This window comes from Streptomyces sp. NPDC091272 (genome assembly GCF_044757485.1).
Classification (GTDB): Bacteria; Actinomycetota; Actinomycetes; order Streptomycetales; family Streptomycetaceae; genus Streptomyces.
The window spans coordinates 757,263-780,709 of record NZ_JBIVVC010000002.1; the positions used below are offsets into that span (position 1 = coordinate 757,263).

The window sequence follows — 23,447 nt, forward strand, 5'->3', positions numbered from 1 at the left end:
CCGTCTCCGTACGTACGGGAAAGGCCCGCCCGGAACGAACCCCGGGCGGGCCTTCTCAGCTTCCGCCGCGCACCCCGGCAGGACCGCCGGGCGCGACCGGCCGAACATGACCGGCCGAGCGCGGACCGGCCGAGCGCGGACCAGCCGAACGCGACCGGCCGAGCGCGGACTAGCCGAGCGCGGACTTGACGACGTCCGCCAGCTGCTCGGCGACCGCCTTGGCCTGCTCGATGTCGGCCGCCTCGACCATCACGCGCACCAGCGGCTCGGTGCCCGAGGGGCGCAGCAGCACCCGGCCGGTGGCGCCCAGCTCCCGCTCGGCCTCGGCGACGGCCGCCGCCAGCTCGGGGGAGGTACCGACGCGCGACTTGTCGACGTCGGGGACGTTGATGAGGATCTGCGGCAGCCGCGTCATGACGCTCGCCAGGTCGGCGAGGGTGCGGCCGGTGGCGGCGACCCGGGCGGCCAGCATGAGGCCGGTCAGGGTGCCGTCGCCGGTGGTGGCGTGGTCCAGGACGATGACGTGTCCTGACTGCTCGCCGCCGAGCGCGTAACCGTGCTCCTTCATCGACTCCAGGACGTAGCGGTCGCCGACGCCGGTCTGGACGACCTCGATGCCCTCGCCCTCCATGGCCAGCTTGAAGCCGAGGTTGGACATGACGGTGCCGACCACGGTGTTCTTGCGCAGCTGCCCCGCCTCGCGCATGGCGAGGGAGAGCACGGCGAGGATCTGGTCACCGTCGACCTCCTGGCCCGCCGCGTCGACTGCCAGGCAGCGGTCGGCGTCACCGTCGTGCGCGATGCCGAGGTCGGCGCCGCTCTCGACGACGGCGGCCCGCAGGCGCTCCATGTGGGTGGAGCCGTAGCCGTCGTTGATGTTGAGGCCGTCCGGCTCGGCGCCGATCGTGACGATCTGGGCGCCGGCCCGCGCGAACGCCTCGGGCGAGACGCGGGAGGCCGCGCCGTGCGCCTCGTCGAGGACTACCTTGAGCCCGTCGAGACGGTTCGGCAGCACGCCCATCAGGTGCGCGATGTACTTGTCGAAGCCCTCGTCGTAATCCGTGACCCGGCCGACGCCCGCGCCGGTCGGACGGTCCCAGGCCTCGCCGCCGCGGTGCTGGTCGTAGATCTTCTCGATCCGGACCTCCAGCTCGTCGGCGAGCTTGTGGCCGCCGCGCGCGAAGAACTTGATGCCGTTGTCCGGCATGGCGTTGTGGCTCGCCGAGAGCATCACGCCGAGGTCGGCGCCCAGCGCACCGGTGAGATACGCCACCGCCGGGGTGGGCAGCACACCGACGCGCAGGACGTCCACGCCCGCGCTGGCCAGGCCGGCCACGACCGCGGCCTCCAGGAACTCGCCCGAGGCGCGCGGGTCGCGCCCCACCACCGCCGTCGCCCGATGGCCCTCGAACGTGCCGGCCTCGGCGAGCACGTGCGCCGCCGCGACCGACAGGCCGAGCGCCAGCTCCGCCGTCAGGTCCGCATTGGCAACGCCGCGTACACCGTCAGTGCCGAAGAGTCGTCCCACAGCTGTCCTCCGAAATGCCGTCGTGCTTCGAAACCGTGCTTGAACGTGCTCCCACGTGGTGCCCACGCGACTTCCACGCGTCCCGAAACCGTGCTTCGAAAATGCACGCCCCTGAGCGCTTTGTGCCCGTTATACGCCCGAGGGAGTCCAATAAAGGTCTAAGAATGGTTATCAAATGAACTACACGAACGCCCCGGCGGCACGAGAAGTGCCACCGGGGCGAACGGTGATGCTGCTGAGCAGGCGCGTGATTAACGCTTGCTGTACTGCGGCGCCTTGCGGGCCTTCTTGAGACCGGCCTTCTTGCGCTCGACCGCACGGTCGTCACGCGAGAGGAAGCCGGCCTTCTTCAGGATGGCGCGGTTGTTGTCGACGTCGGCCTCGTTCAGCGCACGGGCGACACCGAGACGGAGCGCACCGGCCTGACCGGACACGCCGCCACCCGAGATACGGGCGATGACGTCGTAGCGGTCGTCAAGTTCGAGCACCTTGAAGGGCTCGTTGACTTCCTGCTGGTGGACCTTGTTCGGGAAGTAGTCCTCGAGCGTACGCCCGTTGATCTTCCACTTGCCGGTGCCCGGAACGATCCGGACACGGGCGATGGCGTTCTTGCGACGGCCAAGGCCGGCGGCGGGCTGCGGGTCGCCGAAGCGGCCGGCGAGCGACTCGCTGGTGTACTCGCCCTCGACGGGAACCTCCGACTCGAAGGTGGTCACCTCGGCAAAGGTCTCTTCGCCCTCGGTGCCCTCGACGGGCGTCTCAACAGTGGTCTCGGCCACGATTCTCCTCAGATCTTTCTGTACGTCTTAGGGGGTGGCCGGAACTACTGCGCGACCTGGGTGATCTCGAACGGGACCGGCTGCTGAGCAGCGTGCGGGTGCGTGTCGCCCGCGTAGACCTTCAGCTTCGAGAGCATCTGACGGCCCAGGGTGTTCTTGGGGATCATGCCCTTGATGGCCTTCTCGACGGCCTTCTCGGGGCTCTTCTCCATGAGCTCGTCGTAGCGCATCGAGCGCAGACCGCCCGGGAAGCCCGAGTGGCGGTACGCCATCTTCTGGGTCTTCTTGTTGCCGGAGAGGTGGATCTTCTCGGCGTTGATGATGATGACGAAGTCACCCATGTCCATGTGCGGGGCATAGGTCGGCTTGTGCTTACCCCGGAGGAGGTTCGCTGCCGTGGTCGCCAGACGGCCCAGGACGATGTCCTGCGCGTCAATGATGTGCCACTGGCGAGTGACATCGCCGGGCTTGGGGCTGTACGTACGCACTTCGTAGCCTTCGCTTCTTCAGTGGATGGGATCCAGACACACCTGAAGCGATCATGCAGCTGGGGCCCACACCGCCGGGAACCAAGCCCGTATGTGAGCCACTGGTAACTGCTCCAGGGAACCTACGCAAAGGTCATTCGCGTGAGAACGACGCCGTTACGTATAACAACAGCCGAGACTACCCGCGCTCCCCCGCACGGGTCAAAACGCCCCCGCCGTGCCCCCCCTACCGTGCCCCCCTGTCGTGCCCCATGTCGTGCCCCCTCCTACCGTGCCCCGCCCACCCCGCGGCTACCGCACCCGCTCCACCCTGCGCTCGTCCCACACCGGCTCACTCGTCTCCCGCACCACCCCGTCCGACCCGAAGACCAGATACCGGTCGAAGGACTTCGCGAACCACCGGTCGTGGGTGACCGCGAGCACCGTCCCCTCGTACGCCTCCAGCCCCTCCTGGAGCGCCTCGGCCGACTCCAGATCGAGGTTGTCGGTCGGCTCGTCGAGCAGCAGCGCCGTGGTGCCCCGCAGCTCCAGCAGCAGGATCTGGAACCGCGCCTGCTGCCCGCCCGACAGCCGGTCGAACCCCTGGTCGCCCTGGCCCTCCAGCTCGTAGCGCCGCAGCACCGACATCGCGCCGCCCCGGTCCTTGGAGTGCTCGGCCCACAGGATGTCGACCAGGGTGCGCCCCATCAGTTCCGGGTGCGCGTGCGTCTGCGCGAAGTGCCCGGCCACCACCCGGGCGCCCAGCTTCCACTGCCCCGTGTGCTTGACGTCGTCGCCGGCCAGGAGCCGCAGGAAGTGCGACTTCCCCGATCCGTTCGACCCGAGGACGGCGACCCGCTCGCCGTAGAAGACCTCCAGGTCGAACGGCTTCATCAGGCCGGTCAGCTCCAGGCCCTCGACGGTCAGCGCCCGTACCCCGGTACGGCCGCCCCGCAGCCGCATCCGGATGTCCTGCTTGCGGGGCGGCTCGGGCGGCGGCCCCACGTCCTCGAACTTCTTGAACCGCGTCTGCATCGCGTGATACCTCGATGCCATGTCCGGGCTGCTCGCCGCTTGCCCGCGCAGCCTCAGCACCAGCGCCTTGAGCCGCGCGTGCTCCTCCTGCCAACGCCGCAGCAGCTCCTCGAAGCGCGCGAAACGCTCCTTGCGGGCCTCGTGGTACGTGTCGAAACCCCCGCCGTGCAGCCACACCTCGGACCCCGTCGGGCCCGGCTCGACGCTCGCGATCTTCTCCGCGGCCCGCGACAGCAGTTCCCGGTCGTGACTGACGAAGAGCACGGTCTTCCGCGTCTCCTTGAGCTTGCCCTCCAGCCACCGCTTGCCCGGCACGTCCAGGTAGTTGTCCGGCTCGTCGAGCAGCAGCACCTCGTCGGGCCCCCGCAGCAGCGCCTCCAGCACCAGCCGCTTCTGCTCGCCGCCGCTGAGCGTCCGCACCTCGCGCCACTGCGCCTTGTCGTACGGCATGCCGAGCGCGGCCGTGGTGCACATGTCCCAGACCGTCTCGGCCTCGTACCCCTGCACCTCGGCCCAGTCGCTGAGCGCCTGCGCGTACTCCATCTGTGCGGCCTCGTCGTCCCGCTCCAGGATCGCGGTCTCCGCCTTGTCCACGGCGGCCGCGGCGGTGCGGATCCTCGGCTGGGCCACCGAAACCAGCAGGTCACGCACGGTGCGCTCGTCCCGCACCGACCCCACGAACTGGCCCATCACCCCGAGCCCACCGCTCACGGTCACGGAGCCGCCGTGCGCCTGGAGCTCACCCGCGATGATCTTCAGCAGTGTCGTCTTGCCGGCGCCGTTCGGCCCGACGAGGGCCACCACGGCCCCTTCCCCCACCCGGAACGAGACGTCACCGAGCAGCACCCGCCCGTCCGGCAAGTAGTACTCGACGTGTCCGACCTCAAGATGTCCCATCCGAACATTCTCGCCGCCCGCGGCTCCCCGCCCCAACCGGATTACCACCGCGGGGCGCCACGCACCGCGTCCCCCTCGTTAGGATGCGCGGCATGAGCTTCGGGCACGGGGGGCCTGCCGACGGTCCCGGGGGCCGCCCCCCACACGGCAACGACCAACCCCAGCAGGCCGGTTACGGATACCCCCCACCACCCGGCCACCCCGACACACCCCCGCCGGACCAGCCGCACCCCCAGCACAACCCGTACCCGGGTCAGCCGAACTCCCAGCACAACCCCTACCTGGGTCAGCCGAATCCCCAGCACCACCCGTACCCGGACCAGCCGGACCCTCAGCACAACCCCTACCCGGGCCAGCCGGATTCCCAGCACAACCCCTACCCGGGCCAGCCGCCCCGGCAGCCGGCCGCGCCCATGCCTCCGGTGCGACTCGTCCCCACCGAGGGTCCGCGTCCCGCAGCCGATGCCACCGCGCCTGGAGGCGGCCCCCACGCCGGGCCGCACCCCCCGCCGCCACCCCGTCCGCGCCCGGCCTCAACCCCGGCCCCGGCCCCGCACGCCTTCGGCGCGCCCCCGGCCGACCCCGACACCACGGGCCCCACCCCCGACTGGTCCGCCCTCGCCGACGCCGCAGCCTCCCGCACCCGGCGCAAACGGCTCCTCTACGTGAGCGGCGGTGTGCTCGCCACCCTCGTCGTCGGCGCCCTCGTCGCCACGGCCGTCGTCTCCACCGGCAGCTCCCCCGCCGACGACGGCAAGAGCACCGCCCTGCCCTCACCCGAAACCCTCCCCACCGAGTCGACCGCCCCGGCCCCCTCCTTCTCGCCGGTCGCGCCGCCGCCCCCGCCGGATCCCAAGGAGTTCATCTCCAGCGCGCAGAAGGACAAGGCGCCTCTCAGCGCCGACACCCTCTTCCCGGGCAAGTCCCTTGTCCTGGACGGCCGTTCGTACGCGAAGGGCGCCACCCAGCGCACCACCAACTGCGCCGCCGCCACCCAGGGCGCCCTCGGCGGCATCCTCACCGCGAACGGCTGCGGCCAGGTCATCCGGGCCACCTTCACCAAGGGCGGTACCGCGGTCACCGTCGGCGTCGCGGTCTTCGACACGGAGGCCCAGGCCCTCAAGGCGAAGGCCCAGGTGCAGGGCGGAGTCGCCTCCCTGCCCGGCGCCGGGGTGCCCATCTTCTGCCGCAACGGCACGATCTGCCGCAAGACCGCCAACTCCTACGGCCGCTATGCCTACTTCACCGTCGGCGGCTTCAGCAGCAACAAGAGGAACGTCACCACCGCAGACAAGGCGGTCTACGCCCTCGGCGACGACGCGGCCAAGTACACCTTCCTGCGCATCGTCGAACGCGGTCGCGCCCAGGCCTCGGCGGCGGCAACCGCCACCACCGCCGACAGCTGAGCCACCGCCCGGCCCCCGCCCCGGCCCCTGGCGGGCCCTTCGCCCCGCTGACTACCCTGTCGGCGTGGCAACGCAAGGGCCTGCCACCACCGGGGGGCGAAACCGCATGGAAACGGGCAGGACCGACCAGCACCACACCTCGGACTCCCCCTCCCCGCAAGACACCACCCCCCAGCCGAACCAGACCACCCCGAACCCCGCAAAAACCACCCCACCGGCCACCCCACCGCACCCGGACGCCCCCACGTCACCAGGCCCCGCCAAGAAGACCCCCACCGACTCACCACGGCCCGCCCCCGCGCAATCCCCGTCGGCCCCCGCACCACCCGGCCCCGCGAAGAAATCCTGGCCCAAGGTCGTCCCCCACCAGGCATCCCCCACCACGGCGCAGCCCCCGGCAGGCTCCCACCACACACGCCCCCTTCGCGTTCCGGCGCGCCCCGGCGTCCGCCGTCCGGAAGAAGCCCCCGCGCCGCCCCGCCACAACCAGCACCGCCAGCACCGCCAGCACCGCCAGCAGTCCGAAGAGCCTGCCGCCCCCGATCCGGCCGAGCTCCTCACGGCCGACCCGGAGGCGCTCCGGGCCGTGCGGCGGGGCCGGGCCACCGGGTTCGCCACCGGCGTCCTGCACACCCTCGGCTTCACGCTGCTCACCGTGTACGAGTACTTCCGCACGGCAGCGGGCTCCCTCTCCGACGCCCAGCGCGCCGCCGGGGGCCCCGACAGCCTGCGCGAGATCGCCGGTATGCAAGCCGACCTGGCGCGGGAGAGCTGGTACGGAGCCTTTGGCGACCTCGCCCGCCTCGTCACCTTCGACCAGCCCCGCGCCGCCCTGTGGTCCGCCGTCTTCGTCGCCGTACTCGTACGTCTCAACCGCAGCGGTCCGCCGCGCGTGCAGCTCGGGCTCTCCGTGGTGTCCGCCGGTTACTGCGCCCTGCTCGCCGTCCTCTGGTTCCCCTTCCTTTACGCGGTCGGCAGCGTGGCCTTCCTCGCTCTCGCCGGGGCCGGCGCGCTCCTCTGGGCGGCCACCCGTCGCTGACCCCTCCCCTGCCCTGTCCGTACCGCGGCTAGCGCCGGTAGAGCATCGTGCAGAGCAGGGTGTCGCCCCCGTCCACCTGCCAGGACCAGTAGAGCGTCCGGTCCCCCGCGGCCCGTCGGCAACTCCCCGGCGCCCGCCCGGACGAGGGCTCGTACACCCCGGTGATGTGCAGGACCGTGTCGTACGGAGGCGGGGTCCGCCCCGCCTTGCAGTCGACGGCCGTCATCGCGCCGAGCCGCATGCCGCCGTCCGCGCCCCGGCCCGTGGTCCGCTCCGCCAGCACGCAGTACCCGGCCTGGTACTGCCTGGTCAGGCACAGCACCCGCTTGCCCGCCGCCGACCGGTGCACCACGTACGACAGTCCGTCGCCCGTCGGGCAGGCGCTCCAGCCGGTCCGCACGGCGCTGACCCGGGTCAGCCCGGCGTCCCCGGCGCAGCTCACCTTCTGCGGTATCCGGGTGTTCCAGCCCTTCCCCGTGTCGAACAGGGCGAGACAGTCCCCGGCCCGCGCCGCGGCGAAGGCCTTGCCCACCGCCGCCTCGTCGCTCTCGTCACCGGCCTCGGACTCCGCACCCCCGGCCGGCGCTCCCGCCGCGGCGGGAGCAGGAGATCCACCCGCAGACGCCCCACCGGGCAGCCCCTCGCCCGGCCCGCCGGTTCGCTCGTCCGCCCCGGGCACCCCGAGCGACACCCCGGCCGCCTGCGCCGGGCGCCCATCCTTCTCGTCCTTCTCCCAGACCTGGGGCAGCACCACCACACCGAACAGCAGTACCGCAACGACCAGGACCCACACCCCGCGTTTTCGTTCCCCCGTCATCAAAGCCCCCGTAAGCCATCGGAATTGATGTCCGAAAACACCATCCCACAGCCCACTGACAACGACCCGTGGAAGCCGGAACCGCCCCCGCGGCCCCTCAGCAGCACCCGTCCGCCGGCGGCAGGACGGCGCCCGGCAGGGTCCGCACGTTGCGGGCCTCCACCGCCCGTGCCGCCAGCAACTCGTCCGCCGGGTAGGCCACTTCCTCCAGCGTCAGCCCGTGCGCCTTCACCACGTGCACCGACGAGTCCCGCACCCCAGCCGCCAGCACCTCCGCCGGCCACTCCACCTCCCGGTGCCCGTCCCCCACGTACAACAGCGCGCCCACCAGCGAGCGCACCATGTTGTGGCAGAAGGCGTCGGCCCGCACCGTGCCGGTGACGACCCCGTCCGTACCCCGCTCCCACCACAGCTCCTGGAGGGTGCGAATCGTCGTCGCCCCCTCCCGCTTCTTGCAGTACGCGGCGAAGTCGTGCTCCCCGAGCAGCCGCGCCGACGCGGCGTTCATCTTCTCGACGTCCAACGCCCAGTCGTGCCACAGCACATGACTGCGGATCAGCGGGTCCACTCCCCCGGGGTGGTCCGACACCCGGTAGCGGTAACGGCGCCAGATCGCCGAGAACCGCGCGTTGAACCCCTCGGGAGCCCGCGCCACCTTCCACACCCGTACGTCGTGCCCCAGCCGGCCCGCCAGCCGCCGCAGCAGCTTCTCCTCGTGCTCGGCCCACACGTCCCGCGGCAGGTCCACGTGCGCGACCTGGCCCCGCGCGTGCACCCCGGAGTCGGTCCGCCCGGCGACCGTCAGGTCATAGGTGGTCTCCGAGCGCGTCACCGTCCGCAGCGCCGCCTCAATCTCCCCCTGCACGGTCCGCCGCCCGCTCGGCTGCTTCGCCCACCCGGAGAATTCCTTGCCGTCGTACGAGAGGTCGAGCCGCACCCGTACAAATCCGTCCGCCACCTCGTCAGCCACAGCCCCAACCTCCACTCGCACCACACCGCCCGGCGGCCCGCACGACAGGAACGGGCCCGCACAACAAGGAACGGGCCCGCCCCCAGAAAAACTGGGAACGGGCCCGTCCAGGTACCGCTGAGAACTACTTGGACTCGTCGCCCTCGGGCTTCGCGTCCTCGACGACCTCGGCCTGCTCGGCCTTGGCGTCGTCTTCCTTGACCGCGCGCTTCGTGGCAGCCTCGGCCTCGCCGACAGCGTTCTGCTGCACGGTCAGGGCCTCGACCAGCTCGATGACCGCCATCGGGGCGTTGTCGCCACGACGGTTGCCGATCTTCGTGATGCGCGTGTAACCACCGGGGCGGTTCTCGTAGCGCGGCGCGATCTCGGTGAACAGCGTGTGCACGATGCTCTTGTCCGTGATCGTCTGAAGAACCAGGCGACGGTTGTGGATGTCGCCCTTCTTCGCCTTCGTGACGAGACGCTCGGCGACGGGGCGCAGGCGGCGGGCCTTCGCCTCGGTCGTCGTGATGCGACCGTGCTCGAAGAGCGACTTCGCCAGGTTGGCGAGGAGCAGCTTCTCGTGCGCGGCGCTGCCGCCCAGACGGGCACCCTTTGCGGGACGCGGCATGGTGTTTCTCCTTGTGATCTGCACCGGCCGTATCAGGTACCGGTGTCAGTTACCGACGAGCTACTGCCCGACGGAAGATTTCAGTGAGCCGGGGCTCAGTACTGCTCGGTCTCCACGAAACCGGCATCCGCGTCGTCGTCGGCGCCGAAGGCGTCGGCGGCGGCGGTCGGGTCGAACCCGGGAGGACTGTCCTTGAGGGCCAGGCCCATGCCGTTGAGCTTCATCTTGACCTCGTCGATCGACTTCGCACCGAAGTTACGAATGTCGAGCAGGTCCGCCTCGGAGCGGGCCACGAGCTCGCCCACCGAGTGGATGCCCTCGCGCTTGAGGCAGTTGTACGACCGAACGGTGAGCTCAAGCTCCTCGATCGGCAGGGCGAGATCGGCAGCGAGCGCGGCGTCCGTCGGGGACGGGCCCATGTCGATGCCCTCGGCGTCGATGTTGAGCTCGCGCGCCAGACCGAACAGCTCGACCAGGGTCTTGCCGGCCGACGCCATGGCGTCACGGGGACGCATGGCCTGCTTGGTCTCGACGTCGACGATCAGCTTGTCGAAGTCGGTGCGCTGCTCGACACGGGTCGCCTCGACCTTGTACGTGACCTTGAGCACCGGGGAGTAGATGGAGTCGACCGGAATGCGACCGATCTCCTGGCCCACCTGCTTGTTCTGGACGGCGGAGACGTAGCCGCGACCGCGCTCGACGGTCAGCTCCATCTCCAGCTTGCCCTTGCCGTTGAGCGTGGCGAGGACCAGGTCCGGGTTGTGCACCTCGACACCGGCCGGGGGCGCGATGTCAGCAGCGGTGACCAGGCCGGGACCCTGCTTGCGCAGGTACATCACGACCGGCTCGTCGTGCTCCGAGGAGACGACCAGCTGCTTGATGTTGAGGATGAGGTCGGTGACGTCCTCCTTGACGCCCGGCACGGTGGTGAACTCGTGCAGGACACCGTCGATCCGGATGCTGGTGACAGCGGCACCCGGGATGGACGACAGGAGGGTACGGCGCAGGGAGTTACCGAGCGTGTAACCGAAGCCGGGCTCCAGCGGCTCGATGACGAACCGGGAGCGGTACTCGTCGACGACCTCTTCGGTCAGCGACGGGCGCTGAGCAATAAGCATGGGGTTCCTTTGTTCTTGGCGCCCACTATTTGACGCCAACTACCACAAGGGTACGGGCGGTACGGCTCCGAGGAGCCGCACCGCCCGAAACGTGCGGCGGGCGGGCCACGGAGGTCGGTCTCCGGGGCCCCACTCGCCTCACGCACTGCATTTTTCCGGGGAGTGATCCCCGGGCTCCCGGCCGGACAAGCGGTCCGGCCAGGAGTTCCGGCGCCCAGAAGGGCGACGAATCAGACGCGACGGCGCTTCGGCGGGCGGCAGCCGTTGTGCGGCGTCGGGGTGACGTCCTGGATCGAGCCGACCTCAAGGCCGGTGGCCTGGAGGGAGCGGATCGCGGTCTCACGGCCGGAGCCGGGACCCTTGACGAAGACGTCGACCTTGCGCATGCCGTGCTCCTGCGCGCGGCGGGCGGCCGACTCGGCGGCCATCTGCGCGGCGAAGGGGGTGGACTTGCGCGAGCCCTTGAAGCCCACGTGGCCGGCGGAGGCCCACGAGATCACGTTGCCGGTCGGGTCCGTGATGGACACGATCGTGTTGTTGAACGTGCTCTTGATGTGCGCGTGGCCGTGAGCGACGTTCTTCTTTTCCTTGCGGCGCACCTTCTTGGCAGCGCCCTGACGTCCCTTGGGGGGCATGTCTTACTCCAGATGGAGAGGGAGGTGATCGGTCCTACAGCGAAGACCGCTTGAAAAGCGTCCGGCTGAGGACTACTTCTTGCCCGGCTTCTTCTTACCGGCGATCGCGCGACGCGGGCCCTTGCGGGTACGCGCGTTGGTGCTGGTGCGCTGACCGTGGACCGGCAGGCCGCGACGGTGACGCAGACCCTGGTAGCAGCCGATCTCGACCTTGCGGCGGATGTCGGCCTGCACCTCGCGACGGAGGTCACCCTCGGTGCGCAGGTTGGCGTCCACGTACTCGCGGATCTTGACCAGGTCCTCTTCGGCCAGGTCACGAACGCGGGTGTTCGGGTTCACGCCGGTCTCGGCGAGAATCTCCTTGGACCGGGTGCGCCCGATACCGAAGACGTAGGTGAGTGCGATCTCCACGCGCTTTTCGCGCGGGATGTCAACACCTGAAACGCGTGCCATTCAATGGCTCCAGTTGTTATTTCGGGGGTCTTCCACAGAGCTGCTCCCGACCGCCGATCCCACCTGGGTGGGCATGGTACGTCCGGGTCCCCGGCCCCCGCCGGAGGTGCCGCCAGCCACGCGGGCCGGTCGTGCTCTGCGTATGTACGAATTGCTTGCGTCGCGCGAAGAACTGCGAGATGCAGGAAAGGTCGTGCGTCAGCCCTGGCGCTGCTTGTGGCGCAGGTTTTCGCAGATGACCATGACCCGGCCGTGACGGCGGATCACCTTGCACTTGTCGCAGATCTTCTTGACGCTCGGCTTGACCTTCATGGGATGTCAGGTTCTCCGGGTCAGTGCCACTAGCCCCCCGGAAGGGGCTCGGCAGATCTACTTGTACCGGTAGACGATCCGGCCACGCGTCAGGTCGTAAGGAGAGAGCTCCACGACGACCCTGTCATCCGGGAGGATGCGGATGTAGTGCATCCGCATCTTGCCGCTGATGTGCGCGAGGACTTTGTGACCGTTCTGCAGTTCCACCTTGAACATTGCGTTCGGGAGGGACTCGATCACGGTGCCCTCGATTTCGATGGCACCTTGCTTCTTGGCCACGCTTCGCCCTTCGAATCGGCTACCTTGATCGACTCTCCGCATCTGAAATGCAGGCATACGGATGCACGAGAGCCGACGAGTCAGTCTACGTCAGGCCACCCGAAAAGACGAATCCGTCAAGTTTGCCCAACACTGATGATCGTTATGCGGCTTTCACCCCAGCAGGCCCAAGCCTTCACCCGACCACCGGGCCCCTACGCCAGCGGGTCCGGTGCCGCCGTGATTCCGTACTCGGCCAGCTTCGCCTTGCCGCCGTCGACGGCGGTCAGTACCAGGGGGCCGTTCTCGGTCAGGGCGATGGAGTGCTCCCAGTGCGAGGACCAGGTGCCGTCCGTCGTGATGACCGTCCAGTCGTCGGAGAGGGTCTCGGTCTGGGCCGTGCCCAGCGACACCATCGGCTCGATGGCCAGGCACACGCCGGGGACCAGCTTGATGCCCTTGCCGCGCTTGCGCGTGACGTAGTTCAGCACGTGCGGGTCCATGTGCATCTCGGTGCCGATGCCGTGCCCGCCGTAGTCCTCGATGATCCCGTACTTGCCGGTGGCCGGCCGCGGCTGGCGGCGGATGTAGCCCTCGATGGACTTGGACACGTCCACCAGGCGGTTGCCGACCTTCATCGCGGCGATGCCCGCCCACATCGACTCCTCGGTCACCCTGGACAGCTCAAGGAGCTCCGGGGCGTGCCCGCCGCCGACGAAGGCGGTGTACGCGGCGTCGCCGTGCCAGCCGTCGACGATGGCGCCGCAGTCGATCGAGATGATGTCGCCGTCCGCCAGGACGGTCTTCTCGTCCGGGATGCCGTGCACGACGACCTCGTTCACCGAGGTGCAGATGGTCGCCGGGAAGCCGCCGTAGCCCAGGAAGTTGGACTTGGCGCCGTGCTCGGCGAGCACCTTGCGGGCGACCTCGTCGAGGTCCTTCGTACTGGCGCCGGGAACGGCCGCCGCCCGCGTCGCCGCGTGGATGGCGGCGACGACCAGCCCCGCCTCACGCATCTTCGCGATCTGCTCGGGAGTCTTGATCTCCACCATGGGTGTGCCTTCCACGCTCTTCGTTGACTTCGATTCCACAGTACGGCCCCAACAGCGAGGCCGCGGCGCCCCATGGACACCGCGGCCTTCACCGTCGTACGTACAGAACCCGGGCGACCCGCAGGGGCCTAGGCGGTCTTCTTCAGGGCGTCCATCGCGCGCTCGGTCACCTCGGCGACCTTGCCTTCCGCGGAAAGGGTGACCACCAGGCCCTGCGCCTTGTAGTGGTCGATGATCGGCTCGGTCTGCGTGTGGTAGACGTCGAGCCGCTTGCGCACGGTCTCCTCGGTGTCGTCCGGGCGCTGGTAGAGCTCGCCGCCACAGACGTCACAGACGCCCTCGGTCTTCGGCGGGGTGTACGTGGCGTGGAAGACATGGGCCGAATCGTTGCGGCAGATGCGCCGGCCGGCGATCCGCTTCACGACCTCGTCCTCCGGGACCTCCAGGTCCAGGACGGCGTCGAGGGTCTGGCCCTGGGCCTTCAGCGCCTCGTCCAGGGCCTCGGCCTGGAAGACGTTGCGCGGGAAGCCGTCCAGCAGGAAACCGTTCTCGGCGTCGCTCTGGGCCATGCGGTCCAGCGCCATACCGATCGTGACCTCGTCGGGGACCAGATTTCCGGCATCCATGATGGCCTTGGCCTGCTTGCCGAGGGCAGTGCCCTGGCTGATGTTGGCCCGGAAGAGGTCACCCGTCGAAATGTGCGGGATCGACAGGTTCTTGGCGAGGAACGCGGCCTGCGTTCCCTTGCCAGCGCCCGGCGGCCCGACGAGGACGATACGCATCAGCGGAGGAACCCTTCGTAATTGCGCTGCTGGAGCTGGCTCTCGATCTGCTTCACGGTCTCCAGACCCACACCCACGATGATGAGGATGCTTGTGCCGCCGAACGGGAAGTCCTGGCTGGCACCGAAGCCGGCCAACGCCATCGTCGGCACGAGAGCGATCAGACCCAGGTACAGCGATCCCGGCCACGTGATGCGGTTCAGCACGTAACTCAGGTACTCAGCAGTAGGTCGACCTGCCCGGATGCCCGGGATGAAGCCACCATACTTCTTCATGTTGTCAGCGACTTCTTCGGGGTTGAACGAGATCGCCACGTAGAAGAAGGCGAAGAACACGATCAACAGGAAGTACGTGACGATGTAGTAGGGATGGTCGCCCTTGACCATGTTGTTCGAGATCCACTGGGCCCAACCGGCGGTGGATCCGGAGAACTGGACGATCAGGGCAGGGATGTAGAGCAGCGAAGAAGCGAAGATGACGGGGATGACACCCGCCTGGTTCACCTTCAGCGGGATGTACGTCGAGGTGCCGCCGTACGACTTCCGGCCGATCATGCGCTTCGCGTACTGGACTGGGATACGGCGCTGAGCCTGCTCCACGAACACCACCAGGCCGACCATGGCGAATCCGACCAGGATCACCACGGCGAACTCGATCCAGCCGTTCGCCAGCTTGCCCGACTCCTTGATGGCCCACAGCGATCCGGGGAAGCCCGCGGCGATCGAGATGAACATCAGGATGGACATGCCGTTGCCGATGCCGCGGTCGGTGACGAGCTCACCGAGCCACATCACCATCGCGGTGCCGGCGGTCATGGTGATGACCATGACGGCGGTGGTGAAGATCGACTTGTCCGGCACGATCTGCGAGCGGACAGCCTCGGGGCAAGCCTGGAACAGCGCACCCGAGTTGGCGGTGGCGACCAGGCCGGTGCCCTGCAGGATGGCCAGCGCCACGGTCAGATAACGCGTGTACTGCGTGATCTTGGCCGTGCCCGACTGCCCCTCCTTCTTGAGGGCTTCCAGCCGTGGGATCACCACGGTCAGCAGCTGAAGGATGATGCTCGCCGTGATGTACGGCATGATGCCGAGCGCGAAGATCGTGATCTGCAACAGCGCGCCACCACTGAACATGTTGACCAGACCGAAGAGGCCACCGCCGCCGTCCTTGGCGAGGTCGATGCAGGTCTGCACGTTCTTGTAGTTGACGCCCGGGACAGGAATGTGCGCGCCGAGCCGGAACAGCACAATGATGCCGAGTGTGAAGAGCAGCTTCTTGCGCAGGTCGGGCGTCTTGAACGCCCGGGCGAACGCGGTGAGCACGGTGCCTCCTGCGACCCCCGCGCTACTGCGTCGAAGGGTGACGGTATTGAGGATCGACGAATACGTATCAGTCAAAAAACGAGCGGACAGCGTTGTGGGCACACCGCGCGAAAGTTAACAGTGCACGCCACCATACCGGCGGACCCCGCCCCCTAGGAACGACCAACCGGGGATGCCCCATATGAGAGGCATCCCCGGTCGGATGTTCAAGCCATCGAGCTGTCTCAGACGAGCTCGGTGACGCTGCCGCCAGCGGCAGCGATCTTCTCCTTGGCGGAGGCGGAGACGGCGTCAACCGAAACCGTCAGCGCCACGGAGATCTCGCCCTGGCCAAGGACCTTGACGAGGTGGTTGTTGCGCACAGCGCCCTTGGCGACCAGGTCGGCCACCGTGACCTCTCCACCCTCGGGGTAGAGAGCGCCGAGCTTGTCCAGGTTCACGACCTGGAACTCCGTGCGGAACGGGTTCTTGAAGCCCTTGAGCTTCGGCAGGCGCATGTGGAGGGGCATCTGGCCACCCTCGAAGCGCTGCGGAACCTGGTAACGGGCCTTCGTGCCCTTGGTACCACGACCGGCCGTCTTGCCCTTCGACGCCTCACCACGACCCACACGGGTCTTGGCGGTCTTGGCGCCCGGAGCGGGACGGAGGTTGTGGACCTTCAGCGGGTTGTTCTCCGCCATGTCAGTCGACCTCCTTGACCGACACGAGGTGGCGGACGGTGTGCACCATTCCGCGGAACTCGGGGCGGTCCTCCTTGACAACCACGTCGTTCAGGCGCTTGAGCCCGAGCGAACGCAGGGTGTCGCGGTGGTTCTGCTTGCTGCCGATGTACGACTTGGTCTGCGTGATCTCGAGACGGGCCATTACGCACCCGCTCCCGCACGAGCACGGAGCAGAGCCGCCGGGGCGACGTCCTCAAGGGGCAGACCACGGCGGGCCGCGATCTCCTCGGGACGCTGCAGACCCTGAAGGGCAGCCACGGTCGCGTGCACGATGTTGATCGCGTTCGACGAACCGAGCGACTTCGACAGGATGTCGTGCACGCCGGCGCACTCGAGCACGGCACGCACCGGGCCACCGGCGATAACGCCGGTACCGGGGGAAGCCGGCTTGAGCAGGACGACGCCCGCAGCCTTTTCACCCGTGATCGGGTGAGGGATGGTGCCCTGGATACGCGGAACCTTGAAGAAGCTCTTCTTGGCCTCTTCAACGCCCTTGGCGATGGCCGCGGGAACTTCCTTGGCCTTGCCGTAACCGACACCTACGGTGCCGTCACCGTCTCCGACCACGACGAGCGCGGTGAAGCTGAAGCGACGACCACCCTTGACAACCTTGGCAACGCGGTTGATCGCGACAACGCGCTCAACGTAAGCGGTCTTCTCGGCGGCAGCGCCACCGTCGCGACCCTTCCGGTCCCGCCGCTCGCCGCCACCGGCACCGCTTCCGCGGCGCTGGGGTCCAGCCATTGGATTTACCTCTCTCTGTTACGTCCGTTAGTCCCGGAACCGGGGCTTAGAACTTCAGCCCGGCTTCGCGGGCGGCGTCAGCCAGAGCGGCAATGCGCCCGGCGTACCTGTTGCCACCACGGTCGAACACGACGGTCTCGACGCCGGCGGCCTTCGCACGCTCGGCGACAAGTGCGCCAACCTGCTGGGCCTGGGCGCTCTTGTCGCCCTCGCCGCCGCGGATCGAGGTGTCCAGGGTCGACGCCGATGCGAGCGTGTGGCCCGCGATGTCGTCGATGACCTGGGCCACGATGTTGCGGTTGGAGCGGGTCACGACCAGGCGAGGACGCTCCGGCGTGCCGGAGACGTGCTTGCGGATGCGGACGTGACGTCGCTTGATGGCAGCGCGCTTGTACGCGTCACCCTTGGCGATCTTTACACCGTATGCCATGGCTTACTTACCCGCCTTTCCGACCTTGCGGCGGATGACCTCGCCGGCGTACTTGACGCCCTTGGCCTTGTACGGGTCGGGCTTCCGCAGCTTGCGGATGTTAGCGGCGACCTCGCCGACCTTCTGCTTGTCGATGCCCTCGACGCTGAGCTTCGTGGGCGACTCGACCTTGAAGGTGATGCCTTCGGGGGCCTCGATCACGATGGGGTGGCTGTAGCCCAGCGCGAACTCCAGGTTGGAGCCCTTCGCCTGGACGCGGTAACCCACACCGCTGATCTCGAGCGCCTTGCTGTATCCCTGGGTCACACCGGTGATCATGTTCGCCACCAGCGTGCGGGACAGGCCGTGGAGGGCCTTGTTCTGACGCTCGTCGTTGGGGCGGTTGACGTTGAGAACGCCGTCCTCGCCCTTAACAATCTCGATCGGCGCGGCAACAGTGTGCGTGAGGGAGCCCTTGGGACCCTTCACGGCAACCGTGCGGCCGTCGATGGTGACGTCCACACCAGCGGGAACCTGGATGGGGAGCTTGCCGATTCGCGACATTAGCTTTCCTTCCTTTCCCGACTACCAGACGTAGGCGAGGACTTCCCCACCTACGCCCTTCTTGCCTGCCTGCTGACCGGTCAGAAGACCGTGCGACGTGGAGATGATCGCCACGCCGAGGCCGCCGAGGACCTTGGGCAGGTTGGTGGACTTCGCGTACACGCGCAGACCCGGCTTCGAAATACGCTTGATGCCGGCGATCGAACGCTCGCGGTTCGGACCGAACTTCAGGTCGAGAACGAGGTTCTTGCCGACCTCGGCGTCCTCGACCTTCCAGCCGGTGATGAAGCCCTCCTGCTGGAGGATCTCCGCGATGTGCGACTTGATCTTGCTGTGCGGCATCACGACGGAGTCGTGGTACGCCGAGTTTGCGTTACGCAGACGCGTGAGCATGTCTGCGATGGGATCAGTCATGGTCATGAATTGGCCTTCGGCCTCTCTCGCCGGGGTTTCCTGTATGCGCCATCCCTCTCCCCACTCAGAGGCGGGACGGGTGCGGTGCGGGGACCTACGGCGTAGTAAGTCGTTATGGGCGGCGGGCGCCCAACCCTTCTAGCCTACGGCATCGAGGGTGGGGCTCCCGCCGACCAGATACTTACCGAGAGTTCCAGGGAATCCGTACGCCCAAAGGGCAGTACTGACTACCAGGAGCTCTTGGTCACGCCCGGCAGCTCGCCACGGTGAGCCATCTCACGAAGGCACACGCGGCACAGGCCGAACTTGCGGTACACGGAGTGGGGCCGGCCACAGCGCTGGCAGCGCGTGTACGCACGCACGCCGAACTTCGGCTTGCGAGCGGCCTTAGCGATCAGAGCCTTCTTCGCCACGGTCAGTTCTCCTTGAACGGGAAGCCGAGGTGACGCAGCAGGGCACGACCCTCGTCGTCGTTGGTCGCCGTGGTGACCACGGTGATGTCCATGCCCCGGACCCGGTCGATCTTGTCCTGGTCGATCTCGTGGAACATGACCTGCTCGGTGAGACCGAAGGTGTAGTTGCCACGGCCGTCGAACTGCTTCGGCGACAGACCACGGAAGTCACGGATACGCGGCAGCGCGAGCGACAGCGTGCGGTCCAGGAACTCCCACATGCGGTCACCGCGGAGGGTGACGTGGCAGCCGATCGGCTGGCCCTCGCGCAGCTTGAACTGCGCGATGGACTTGCGGGCCTTCGTGACGGCCGGCTTCTGACCCGTGATGGTCGTCAGGTCCTTGATGGCCCCGTCGATCAGCTTCGAGTCACGGGCGGCGTCGCCGACACCCATGTTGACCACGATCTTGACGAGACCGGGGATCTGCATGACGTTCTCGTACGAGAACTCCTCACGCAGCTTGCCCGTGATCTCCTCGCGGTAGCGCAGCTTGAGGCGCGGTGCGGTGGTGGCAGTCATCAGATGTCCTCACCAGTCCGCTTGGCAACGCGGATCTTGTTGCCCTCGTCGTCAAAGCGGTAGCCGACGCGGGTAACGACCTTGTTGCCGTCCTTCTCCACGATCAGCTGAACGTTGCTGACGTGGACCGGAGCCTCGGTCGTCACAATGCCGCCGGTCTGCGAACCGCGAGCGGTCTGACCGGCCTTCGTGTGCTTCTTGACCCGGTTGACACCCTCGACCAGGACGCGGTCCTCGCGGGGGAAGGCCTGAATGACCTTGCCCTGCTTGCCCTTGTCCTTACCGGTGATGACCTGAACCAGGTCGCCCTTCTTGATCTTCATGCTTACAGCACCTCCGGCGCGAGCGAGATGATCTTCATGAACTTCTTCTCGCGCAGCTCACGGCCCACCGGGCCGAAGATACGGGTGCCGCGGGGGTCGCCGTCGTTCTTGAGAATGACAGCGGCGTTCTCGTCGAAGCGGATGTACGAGCCATCCTGGCGACGACGCTCCTTGACGGTGCGAACGATGACCGCCTTGACGACGTCACCCTTCTTCACGTTGCCACCGGGGATCGCATCCTTGACGGTGGCGACGATGACGTCACCGATGCCCGCGTAGCGGCGACCCGAGCCACCGAGAACACGGATGGTGAGAATTTCCTTCGCACCCGTGTTGTCGGCGACGCGAAGTCGCGACTCCTGCTGGATCACGTCTATCTCCTGATCGTCTGCCGGTTCCCGGTGGGGGCCGTATCACTACGGCCCCCACCGAGCCTGGCGGAACTACTTAAAGGGAAACCCCTTTAAGACGTTGCATTGGAATTCCCTTGCGGGAATTACCTACTTGGCCTTCTCGAGGATCTCGACGATGCGCCAGCGCTTCGAGGCCGACAGCGGACGCGTCTCCATGATGACAACGCGGTCGCCGACGCCTGCGGCGTTGGACTCGTCGTGAGCCTTGAGCTTGTTCGTACGGCGGATGACCTTGCCGTACAGCGCGTGCTTGACGCGGTCCTCGACAGCGACGACGACGGTCTTGTCCATCTTGTCGCTGACGACGAGACCCTCACGGGTCTTGCGGAAACCGCGCTGCTCAGTCGTCTCAGTCACATTCTTCTCGCTCATCAGGCGCTCTCCACCGTCTCGATGCCCAGCTCGCGCTCGCGCATCAGGGTGTAGATCCGGGCGATGTCCTTACGGACGGACTTGAGCCGGCCGTGGTTCTCGAGCTGTCCGGTCGCCGCCTGGAAGCGGAGGTTGAACAGTTCTTCCTTGGCCTCACGGAGCTTCGCGACGAGGTCCTCGTCGTTCAGCTCGCGCAGCTCAGTCGCCTTCGTACCGGCCACCATCACGACTCACCTGCCTCGCGCCGAACAATCCGGCACTTCATCGGAAGCTTGTGAGCAGCGCGGGTGAGCGCCTCACGAGCAATCTTCTCGTTCGGGTAGGACATCTCGAACATCACCCGACCGGGCTTGACGTTCGCGACCCACCACTCCGGGGAACCCTTACCGGAACCCATGCGGGTCTCGGCAGGCTTCTTGGTGAGCGGGCGGTCCGGGTAGATGTTGATCCAGACCTTGCCGCCACGCTTGATGTGGCGGTTCATCGCGATACGAGCCGACTCGATCTGCCGGTTCGTCACGTAGGCCGGGGTCAGCGCCTGGATGCCGTACTCGCCGAATGCGACCTCAGTACCACCCTTGGCCATACCACTGCGCTTGGGGTGGTGCTGCTTGCGGTGCTTGACCCTACGAGGGATCAGCATGTCGGTCAGGCCTCCGTTCCGGTGCTCTCAGCCGGAGCAGCGGCGGCGGGAGCGTCGGCCTTGGGGGCCTCGGCTGCCGGCGCGGACTGCTGCGGCTTGCGGCCTCGGCCGCCACGCTCGCCGCCACGGCCTCCACGGGCCGGGCGCTCATTCGCACCACCACGGGCCGGGCGGTTACCCGCACGGGCCGCGGCGTTCTCGGCGCGAACCTCGGCGATGTTCTTGACGTCGCCCTTGTAGATCCAGACCTTGACACCAATGCGACCGAAGGTCGTCTTGGCCTCGAAGAAGCCGTAGTCCACGTTCGCGCGGAGCGTGTGCAGCGGCACACGGCCCTCGCGGTAGAACTCCGACCGGGACATCTCGGCGCCGCCGAGGCGACCGCCGCACTGGATCTTGATGCCCTTGGCGCCGGCCTTCATGGTGCCCTGCATGCTCTTGCGCATGGCACGACGGAAGGAGACGCGGGAGGAGAGCTGCTCGGCAACGGCCTGGGCGACCAGCTGAGCGTCCATCTCGGGGTTCTTGACCTCGAGGATGTTCAGCTGGACCTGCTTGCCCGTGAGCTTCTCGAGGTCACCGCGGATGCGGTCGGCCTCGGCGCCACGGCGGCCGATGACGATGCCCGGACGAGCGGTGTGGATGTCCACACGCACGCGGTCACGGGTGCGCTCGATCTCCACCTTCGAGATACCGGCGCGCTCCATGCCGGACGTCATCATCCTGCGGATGGCGACGTCTTCCTTGACGTAGTCCTTGTACAGCTTGTCGGCGTACCAACGGGACTTGAAGTCCGTGGTAATGCCGAGCCGGAACCCGTGCGGGTTTACCTTCTGGCCCATTACCGGGTTCCTTCCTTGCTGCTGACGACCACGGTGATGTGGCTGGTCCGCTTACGGATCCGGTAGGCACGGCCCTGAGCACGCGGACGGAACCGCTTCAGGGTCGGGCCCTCGTCCACGTACGCCTCGCTGATGACCAGCGAAGAGGCGTCAGGGTGGTCGTAGTTGTGCGCGGCGTTGGCGATGGCGCTGTCAAGCACCTTGCCAACCGGCACGCTCGCGGCCTGCGGGGCGAAACGCAGGACCGCCTGAGCCTCCGTGGCATCCATGCCACGGATAAGGTCCACCACTCGGCGGGCCTTCATGGGCGTGACGCGGATGTACCGCGCCTGGGCCCTGGCTTCCATGGTTGTCCCTTCGGTGTCGTTCATAGTCTTCGCACCCCGCCTTAGCGGCGCTTCGACTTGCGGTCGTCCTTGACGTGGCCGCGGAAGGTGCGGGTCGGCGCAAACTCGCCGAGCTTGTGGCCGACCATCGACTCGGTGACGAACACCGGGACGTGGATCTTGCCGTTGTGCACCGCGATGGTGTGACCCAGCATGCTGGGGATGATCATCGAGCGCCGGGACCAGGTCTTGATGACGTTCTTGGAGCCAGCTTCGTTCTGTACGTCCACCTTCTTGACAAGGTGTCCGTCGACGAAAGGCCCCTTCTTGAGACTGCGCGGCATCTAAACCCGCTCCTAGCGCTTCTTGTTCGACTTGCGGCGGCGGACGATGTACTTGCTCGAAGCCTTCTTCGGCGAGCGAGTACGACCCTCCTTCTGACCCCACGGGGAGACCGGGTGGCGACCACCGGAGGTCTTACCCTCACCACCACCGTGCGGGTGGTCGACCGGGTTCATCGCGACACCGCGAACGGTCGGGCGAACGCCCTTCCAGCGCATGCGGCCGGCCTTGCCCCAGTTGATGTTCGACTGCTCGGCGTTGCCGACCTCACCGATCGTGGCGCGGCAGCGGGCGTCGACCAGGCGAATTTCGCCGGAAGGCATACGAAGGTGGGCCATCGTGCCCTCCTTCGCCAGCAGCTGCACGGAGGCACCGGCGGAGCGGGCGAACTTCGCACCGCCACCGGGCCGCAGCTCGATGTTGTGGATGGTGGTACCCACCGGGATGTTGCGCAGCGCGAGGTTGTTGCCCGGCTTGATGTCGGCCCCGGGGCCGTTCTCGATCCGGTCACCCTGCGACAGGCCACGCGGGGCGAGGATGTAACGCTTCTCGCCGTCCGCGTAGTGCAGCAGCGCGATGCGCGCGGTGCGGTTGGGGTCGTACTCGATGTGCGCGACCTTGGCCGGCACGCCGTCCTTGTCGTGACGACGGAAGTCGATCACGCGGTAGGCGCGCTTGTGGCCACCACCCTGGTGGCGAACGGTCACACGACCGGCGTTGTTACGGCCGCCCTTGCTGTGCAGGGGGCGGACCAGCGACTTCTCCGGCGTGGACCGCGTGATCTCGACAAAGTCGGCTACGGAGGAGCCACGGCGGCCCGGCGTAGTCGGCTTGTACTTGCGGATTCCCATTTCTCAGTCCTCGTCCGATTCCGGACGAT

34 protein-coding genes are annotated in these 23,447 nt (G+C 67.6%); 2 read left to right on the top strand and 32 right to left on the bottom strand.

Features of this window, described 5'->3' with window-relative positions:
• Positions 1 to 169 precede the first annotated feature (169 nt).
• The 4 genes from glmM to ACIQM4_RS08175 form a co-directional block, all read right to left on the bottom strand.
• Positions 170 to 1,528 (bottom strand): phosphoglucosamine mutase, encoded by a 1,359-nt coding sequence (glmM, locus tag ACIQM4_RS08160; protein WP_401587630.1) that lies wholly within the window; start codon positions 1,526 to 1,528, stop codon positions 170 to 172.
• A gap of 251 nt (positions 1,529 to 1,779) precedes the next feature.
• Positions 1,780 to 2,307: a 30S ribosomal protein S9 gene (rpsI, locus tag ACIQM4_RS08165; protein WP_398417557.1), complete on the bottom strand. Its 528-nt coding sequence runs from the start codon at positions 2,305 to 2,307 to the stop codon at positions 1,780 to 1,782.
• 44 nt (positions 2,308 to 2,351) lie between these two features.
• Positions 2,352 to 2,795, bottom strand: a complete 444-nt coding sequence (gene rplM / locus ACIQM4_RS08170) for a 50S ribosomal protein L13 (protein ID WP_401587633.1) — start codon at positions 2,793 to 2,795, stop codon at positions 2,352 to 2,354.
• Positions 2,796 to 3,086: 291 nt separating this feature from the next.
• Positions 3,087 to 4,706 carry an ABC-F family ATP-binding cassette domain-containing protein gene (locus ACIQM4_RS08175; RefSeq protein ID WP_401587636.1) on the bottom strand — a complete coding sequence of 540 codons (1,620 nt, stop codon included), beginning with the start codon at positions 4,704 to 4,706 and terminating at the stop codon, positions 3,087 to 3,089.
• 413 nt (positions 4,707 to 5,119) lie between these two features.
• On the opposite strand from ACIQM4_RS08175, the gene ACIQM4_RS08180 reads away from it, so the two are divergent.
• Together ACIQM4_RS08180 and ACIQM4_RS08185 are read left to right on the top strand one after the other, a co-directional pair.
• Positions 5,120 to 6,112 (top strand): hypothetical protein, encoded by a 993-nt coding sequence (locus ACIQM4_RS08180; RefSeq protein WP_401588238.1) that lies wholly within the window; start codon positions 5,120 to 5,122, stop codon positions 6,110 to 6,112.
• Between the two features lie 106 nt (positions 6,113 to 6,218).
• The gene (locus tag ACIQM4_RS08185) at positions 6,219 to 7,151 is read left to right on the top strand and encodes a hypothetical protein (RefSeq protein WP_401587638.1); all 933 of its coding nucleotides are present in this window, start codon (positions 6,219 to 6,221) and stop codon (positions 7,149 to 7,151) included.
• A 28-nt stretch (positions 7,152 to 7,179) separates the two neighbouring features.
• Here ACIQM4_RS08185 and ACIQM4_RS08190 read toward each other — a convergent pair whose 3' ends face one another.
• The 28 genes from ACIQM4_RS08190 to rplB form a co-directional block, all read right to left on the bottom strand.
• Entirely contained in the window at positions 7,180 to 7,968 is a 789-nt protein-coding gene (locus ACIQM4_RS08190; protein ID WP_401587640.1) for a hypothetical protein, read from the bottom strand.
• Positions 7,969 to 8,065: 97 nt separating this feature from the next.
• Positions 8,066 to 8,938: a tRNA pseudouridine(38-40) synthase TruA gene (gene truA, locus ACIQM4_RS08195; protein ID WP_401587643.1), complete on the bottom strand. Its 873-nt coding sequence runs from the start codon at positions 8,936 to 8,938 to the stop codon at positions 8,066 to 8,068.
• Between the two features lie 124 nt (positions 8,939 to 9,062).
• On the bottom strand, positions 9,063 to 9,548 hold the full coding sequence (gene rplQ, locus ACIQM4_RS08200; RefSeq protein WP_266659686.1) for a 50S ribosomal protein L17: 486 nt from the start codon (positions 9,546 to 9,548) through the stop codon (positions 9,063 to 9,065).
• 95 nt (positions 9,549 to 9,643) lie between these two features.
• On the bottom strand, positions 9,644 to 10,666 hold the full coding sequence (locus ACIQM4_RS08205) for a DNA-directed RNA polymerase subunit alpha (protein WP_185028035.1): 1,023 nt from the start codon (positions 10,664 to 10,666) through the stop codon (positions 9,644 to 9,646).
• Between the two features lie 230 nt (positions 10,667 to 10,896).
• Positions 10,897 to 11,301, bottom strand: coding sequence for a 30S ribosomal protein S11 (gene rpsK / locus ACIQM4_RS08210; RefSeq protein WP_003948617.1), 405 nt, complete (start codon positions 11,299 to 11,301; stop codon positions 10,897 to 10,899).
• A gap of 72 nt (positions 11,302 to 11,373) precedes the next feature.
• Positions 11,374 to 11,754 carry a 30S ribosomal protein S13 gene (rpsM, locus tag ACIQM4_RS08215; protein WP_401587647.1) on the bottom strand — a complete coding sequence of 127 codons (381 nt, stop codon included), beginning with the start codon at positions 11,752 to 11,754 and terminating at the stop codon, positions 11,374 to 11,376.
• A gap of 198 nt (positions 11,755 to 11,952) precedes the next feature.
• Positions 11,953 to 12,066 (bottom strand): 50S ribosomal protein L36, encoded by a 114-nt coding sequence (gene rpmJ, locus ACIQM4_RS08220; protein WP_009740505.1) that lies wholly within the window; start codon positions 12,064 to 12,066, stop codon positions 11,953 to 11,955.
• A 57-nt stretch (positions 12,067 to 12,123) separates the two neighbouring features.
• The gene (infA, locus tag ACIQM4_RS08225; protein WP_003956442.1) at positions 12,124 to 12,345 is read right to left on the bottom strand and encodes a translation initiation factor IF-1; all 222 of its coding nucleotides are present in this window, start codon (positions 12,343 to 12,345) and stop codon (positions 12,124 to 12,126) included.
• A gap of 194 nt (positions 12,346 to 12,539) precedes the next feature.
• Complete coding sequence (gene map / locus ACIQM4_RS08230; RefSeq protein WP_401587651.1) at positions 12,540 to 13,376, bottom strand: type I methionyl aminopeptidase; 837 nt, start codon at positions 13,374 to 13,376, stop codon at positions 12,540 to 12,542.
• Between the two features lie 128 nt (positions 13,377 to 13,504).
• The gene (locus tag ACIQM4_RS08235; RefSeq protein WP_401587653.1) at positions 13,505 to 14,158 is read right to left on the bottom strand and encodes an adenylate kinase; all 654 of its coding nucleotides are present in this window, start codon (positions 14,156 to 14,158) and stop codon (positions 13,505 to 13,507) included.
• Positions 14,158 to 15,480 carry a preprotein translocase subunit SecY gene (gene secY / locus ACIQM4_RS08240; RefSeq protein WP_401587656.1) on the bottom strand — a complete coding sequence of 441 codons (1,323 nt, stop codon included), beginning with the start codon at positions 15,478 to 15,480 and terminating at the stop codon, positions 14,158 to 14,160. The genes ACIQM4_RS08235 and secY overlap by 1 nt, the downstream gene beginning before the upstream one ends.
• A gap of 224 nt (positions 15,481 to 15,704) precedes the next feature.
• Positions 15,705 to 16,160, bottom strand: a complete 456-nt coding sequence (rplO, locus tag ACIQM4_RS08245) for a 50S ribosomal protein L15 (protein WP_401587658.1) — start codon at positions 16,158 to 16,160, stop codon at positions 15,705 to 15,707.
• 1 nt (position 16,161) lies between these two features.
• On the bottom strand, positions 16,162 to 16,344 hold the full coding sequence (gene rpmD / locus ACIQM4_RS08250) for a 50S ribosomal protein L30 (protein WP_345228942.1): 183 nt from the start codon (positions 16,342 to 16,344) through the stop codon (positions 16,162 to 16,164).
• Complete coding sequence (rpsE, locus tag ACIQM4_RS08255; RefSeq protein ID WP_097866720.1) at positions 16,344 to 16,946, bottom strand: 30S ribosomal protein S5; 603 nt, start codon at positions 16,944 to 16,946, stop codon at positions 16,344 to 16,346. The genes rpmD and rpsE overlap by 1 nt, the downstream gene beginning before the upstream one ends.
• Positions 16,947 to 16,992: 46 nt before the next feature.
• Positions 16,993 to 17,376: a 50S ribosomal protein L18 gene (gene rplR, locus ACIQM4_RS08260; RefSeq protein WP_362417319.1), complete on the bottom strand. Its 384-nt coding sequence runs from the start codon at positions 17,374 to 17,376 to the stop codon at positions 16,993 to 16,995.
• Between the two features lie 3 nt (positions 17,377 to 17,379).
• Positions 17,380 to 17,919: a 50S ribosomal protein L6 gene (rplF, locus tag ACIQM4_RS08265; RefSeq protein ID WP_362417316.1), complete on the bottom strand. Its 540-nt coding sequence runs from the start codon at positions 17,917 to 17,919 to the stop codon at positions 17,380 to 17,382.
• Between the two features lie 21 nt (positions 17,920 to 17,940).
• Positions 17,941 to 18,339: a 30S ribosomal protein S8 gene (gene rpsH, locus ACIQM4_RS08270; RefSeq protein ID WP_362417313.1), complete on the bottom strand. Its 399-nt coding sequence runs from the start codon at positions 18,337 to 18,339 to the stop codon at positions 17,941 to 17,943.
• A 221-nt stretch (positions 18,340 to 18,560) separates the two neighbouring features.
• Positions 18,561 to 18,746 (bottom strand): type Z 30S ribosomal protein S14, encoded by a 186-nt coding sequence (locus ACIQM4_RS08275; RefSeq protein WP_003956452.1) that lies wholly within the window; start codon positions 18,744 to 18,746, stop codon positions 18,561 to 18,563.
• Positions 18,747 to 18,748: 2 nt separating this feature from the next.
• Positions 18,749 to 19,306, bottom strand: a complete 558-nt coding sequence (gene rplE / locus ACIQM4_RS08280; protein ID WP_401587662.1) for a 50S ribosomal protein L5 — start codon at positions 19,304 to 19,306, stop codon at positions 18,749 to 18,751.
• Complete coding sequence (rplX, locus tag ACIQM4_RS08285; protein ID WP_401587664.1) at positions 19,306 to 19,629, bottom strand: 50S ribosomal protein L24; 324 nt, start codon at positions 19,627 to 19,629, stop codon at positions 19,306 to 19,308. Before rplX ends, rplE begins: the two co-directional genes overlap by 1 nt.
• A gap of 2 nt (positions 19,630 to 19,631) precedes the next feature.
• Entirely contained in the window at positions 19,632 to 20,000 is a 369-nt protein-coding gene (gene rplN, locus ACIQM4_RS08290) for a 50S ribosomal protein L14 (protein WP_003966950.1), read from the bottom strand.
• Positions 20,001 to 20,129: 129 nt separating this feature from the next.
• Positions 20,130 to 20,414 carry a 30S ribosomal protein S17 gene (gene rpsQ / locus ACIQM4_RS08295; RefSeq protein ID WP_138894200.1) on the bottom strand — a complete coding sequence of 95 codons (285 nt, stop codon included), beginning with the start codon at positions 20,412 to 20,414 and terminating at the stop codon, positions 20,130 to 20,132.
• The gene (rpmC, locus tag ACIQM4_RS08300; RefSeq protein ID WP_138894199.1) at positions 20,414 to 20,638 is read right to left on the bottom strand and encodes a 50S ribosomal protein L29; all 225 of its coding nucleotides are present in this window, start codon (positions 20,636 to 20,638) and stop codon (positions 20,414 to 20,416) included. The genes rpsQ and rpmC overlap by 1 nt, the downstream gene beginning before the upstream one ends.
• The gene (rplP, locus tag ACIQM4_RS08305) at positions 20,638 to 21,057 is read right to left on the bottom strand and encodes a 50S ribosomal protein L16 (RefSeq protein WP_401587668.1); all 420 of its coding nucleotides are present in this window, start codon (positions 21,055 to 21,057) and stop codon (positions 20,638 to 20,640) included. The genes rpmC and rplP overlap by 1 nt, the downstream gene beginning before the upstream one ends.
• Positions 21,058 to 21,062: 5 nt before the next feature.
• Positions 21,063 to 21,899 carry a 30S ribosomal protein S3 gene (gene rpsC, locus ACIQM4_RS08310; RefSeq protein WP_345228948.1) on the bottom strand — a complete coding sequence of 279 codons (837 nt, stop codon included), beginning with the start codon at positions 21,897 to 21,899 and terminating at the stop codon, positions 21,063 to 21,065.
• Positions 21,899 to 22,246, bottom strand: coding sequence for a 50S ribosomal protein L22 (rplV, locus tag ACIQM4_RS08315; RefSeq protein WP_026290933.1), 348 nt, complete (start codon positions 22,244 to 22,246; stop codon positions 21,899 to 21,901). Before rplV ends, rpsC begins: the two co-directional genes overlap by 1 nt.
• Before the next feature lie 41 nt (positions 22,247 to 22,287).
• Complete coding sequence (gene rpsS / locus ACIQM4_RS08320) at positions 22,288 to 22,569, bottom strand: 30S ribosomal protein S19 (protein ID WP_329118635.1); 282 nt, start codon at positions 22,567 to 22,569, stop codon at positions 22,288 to 22,290.
• A gap of 12 nt (positions 22,570 to 22,581) precedes the next feature.
• Complete coding sequence (gene rplB, locus ACIQM4_RS08325; protein ID WP_185028012.1) at positions 22,582 to 23,418, bottom strand: 50S ribosomal protein L2; 837 nt, start codon at positions 23,416 to 23,418, stop codon at positions 22,582 to 22,584.
• Positions 23,419 to 23,447: the final 29 nt, after the last annotated feature.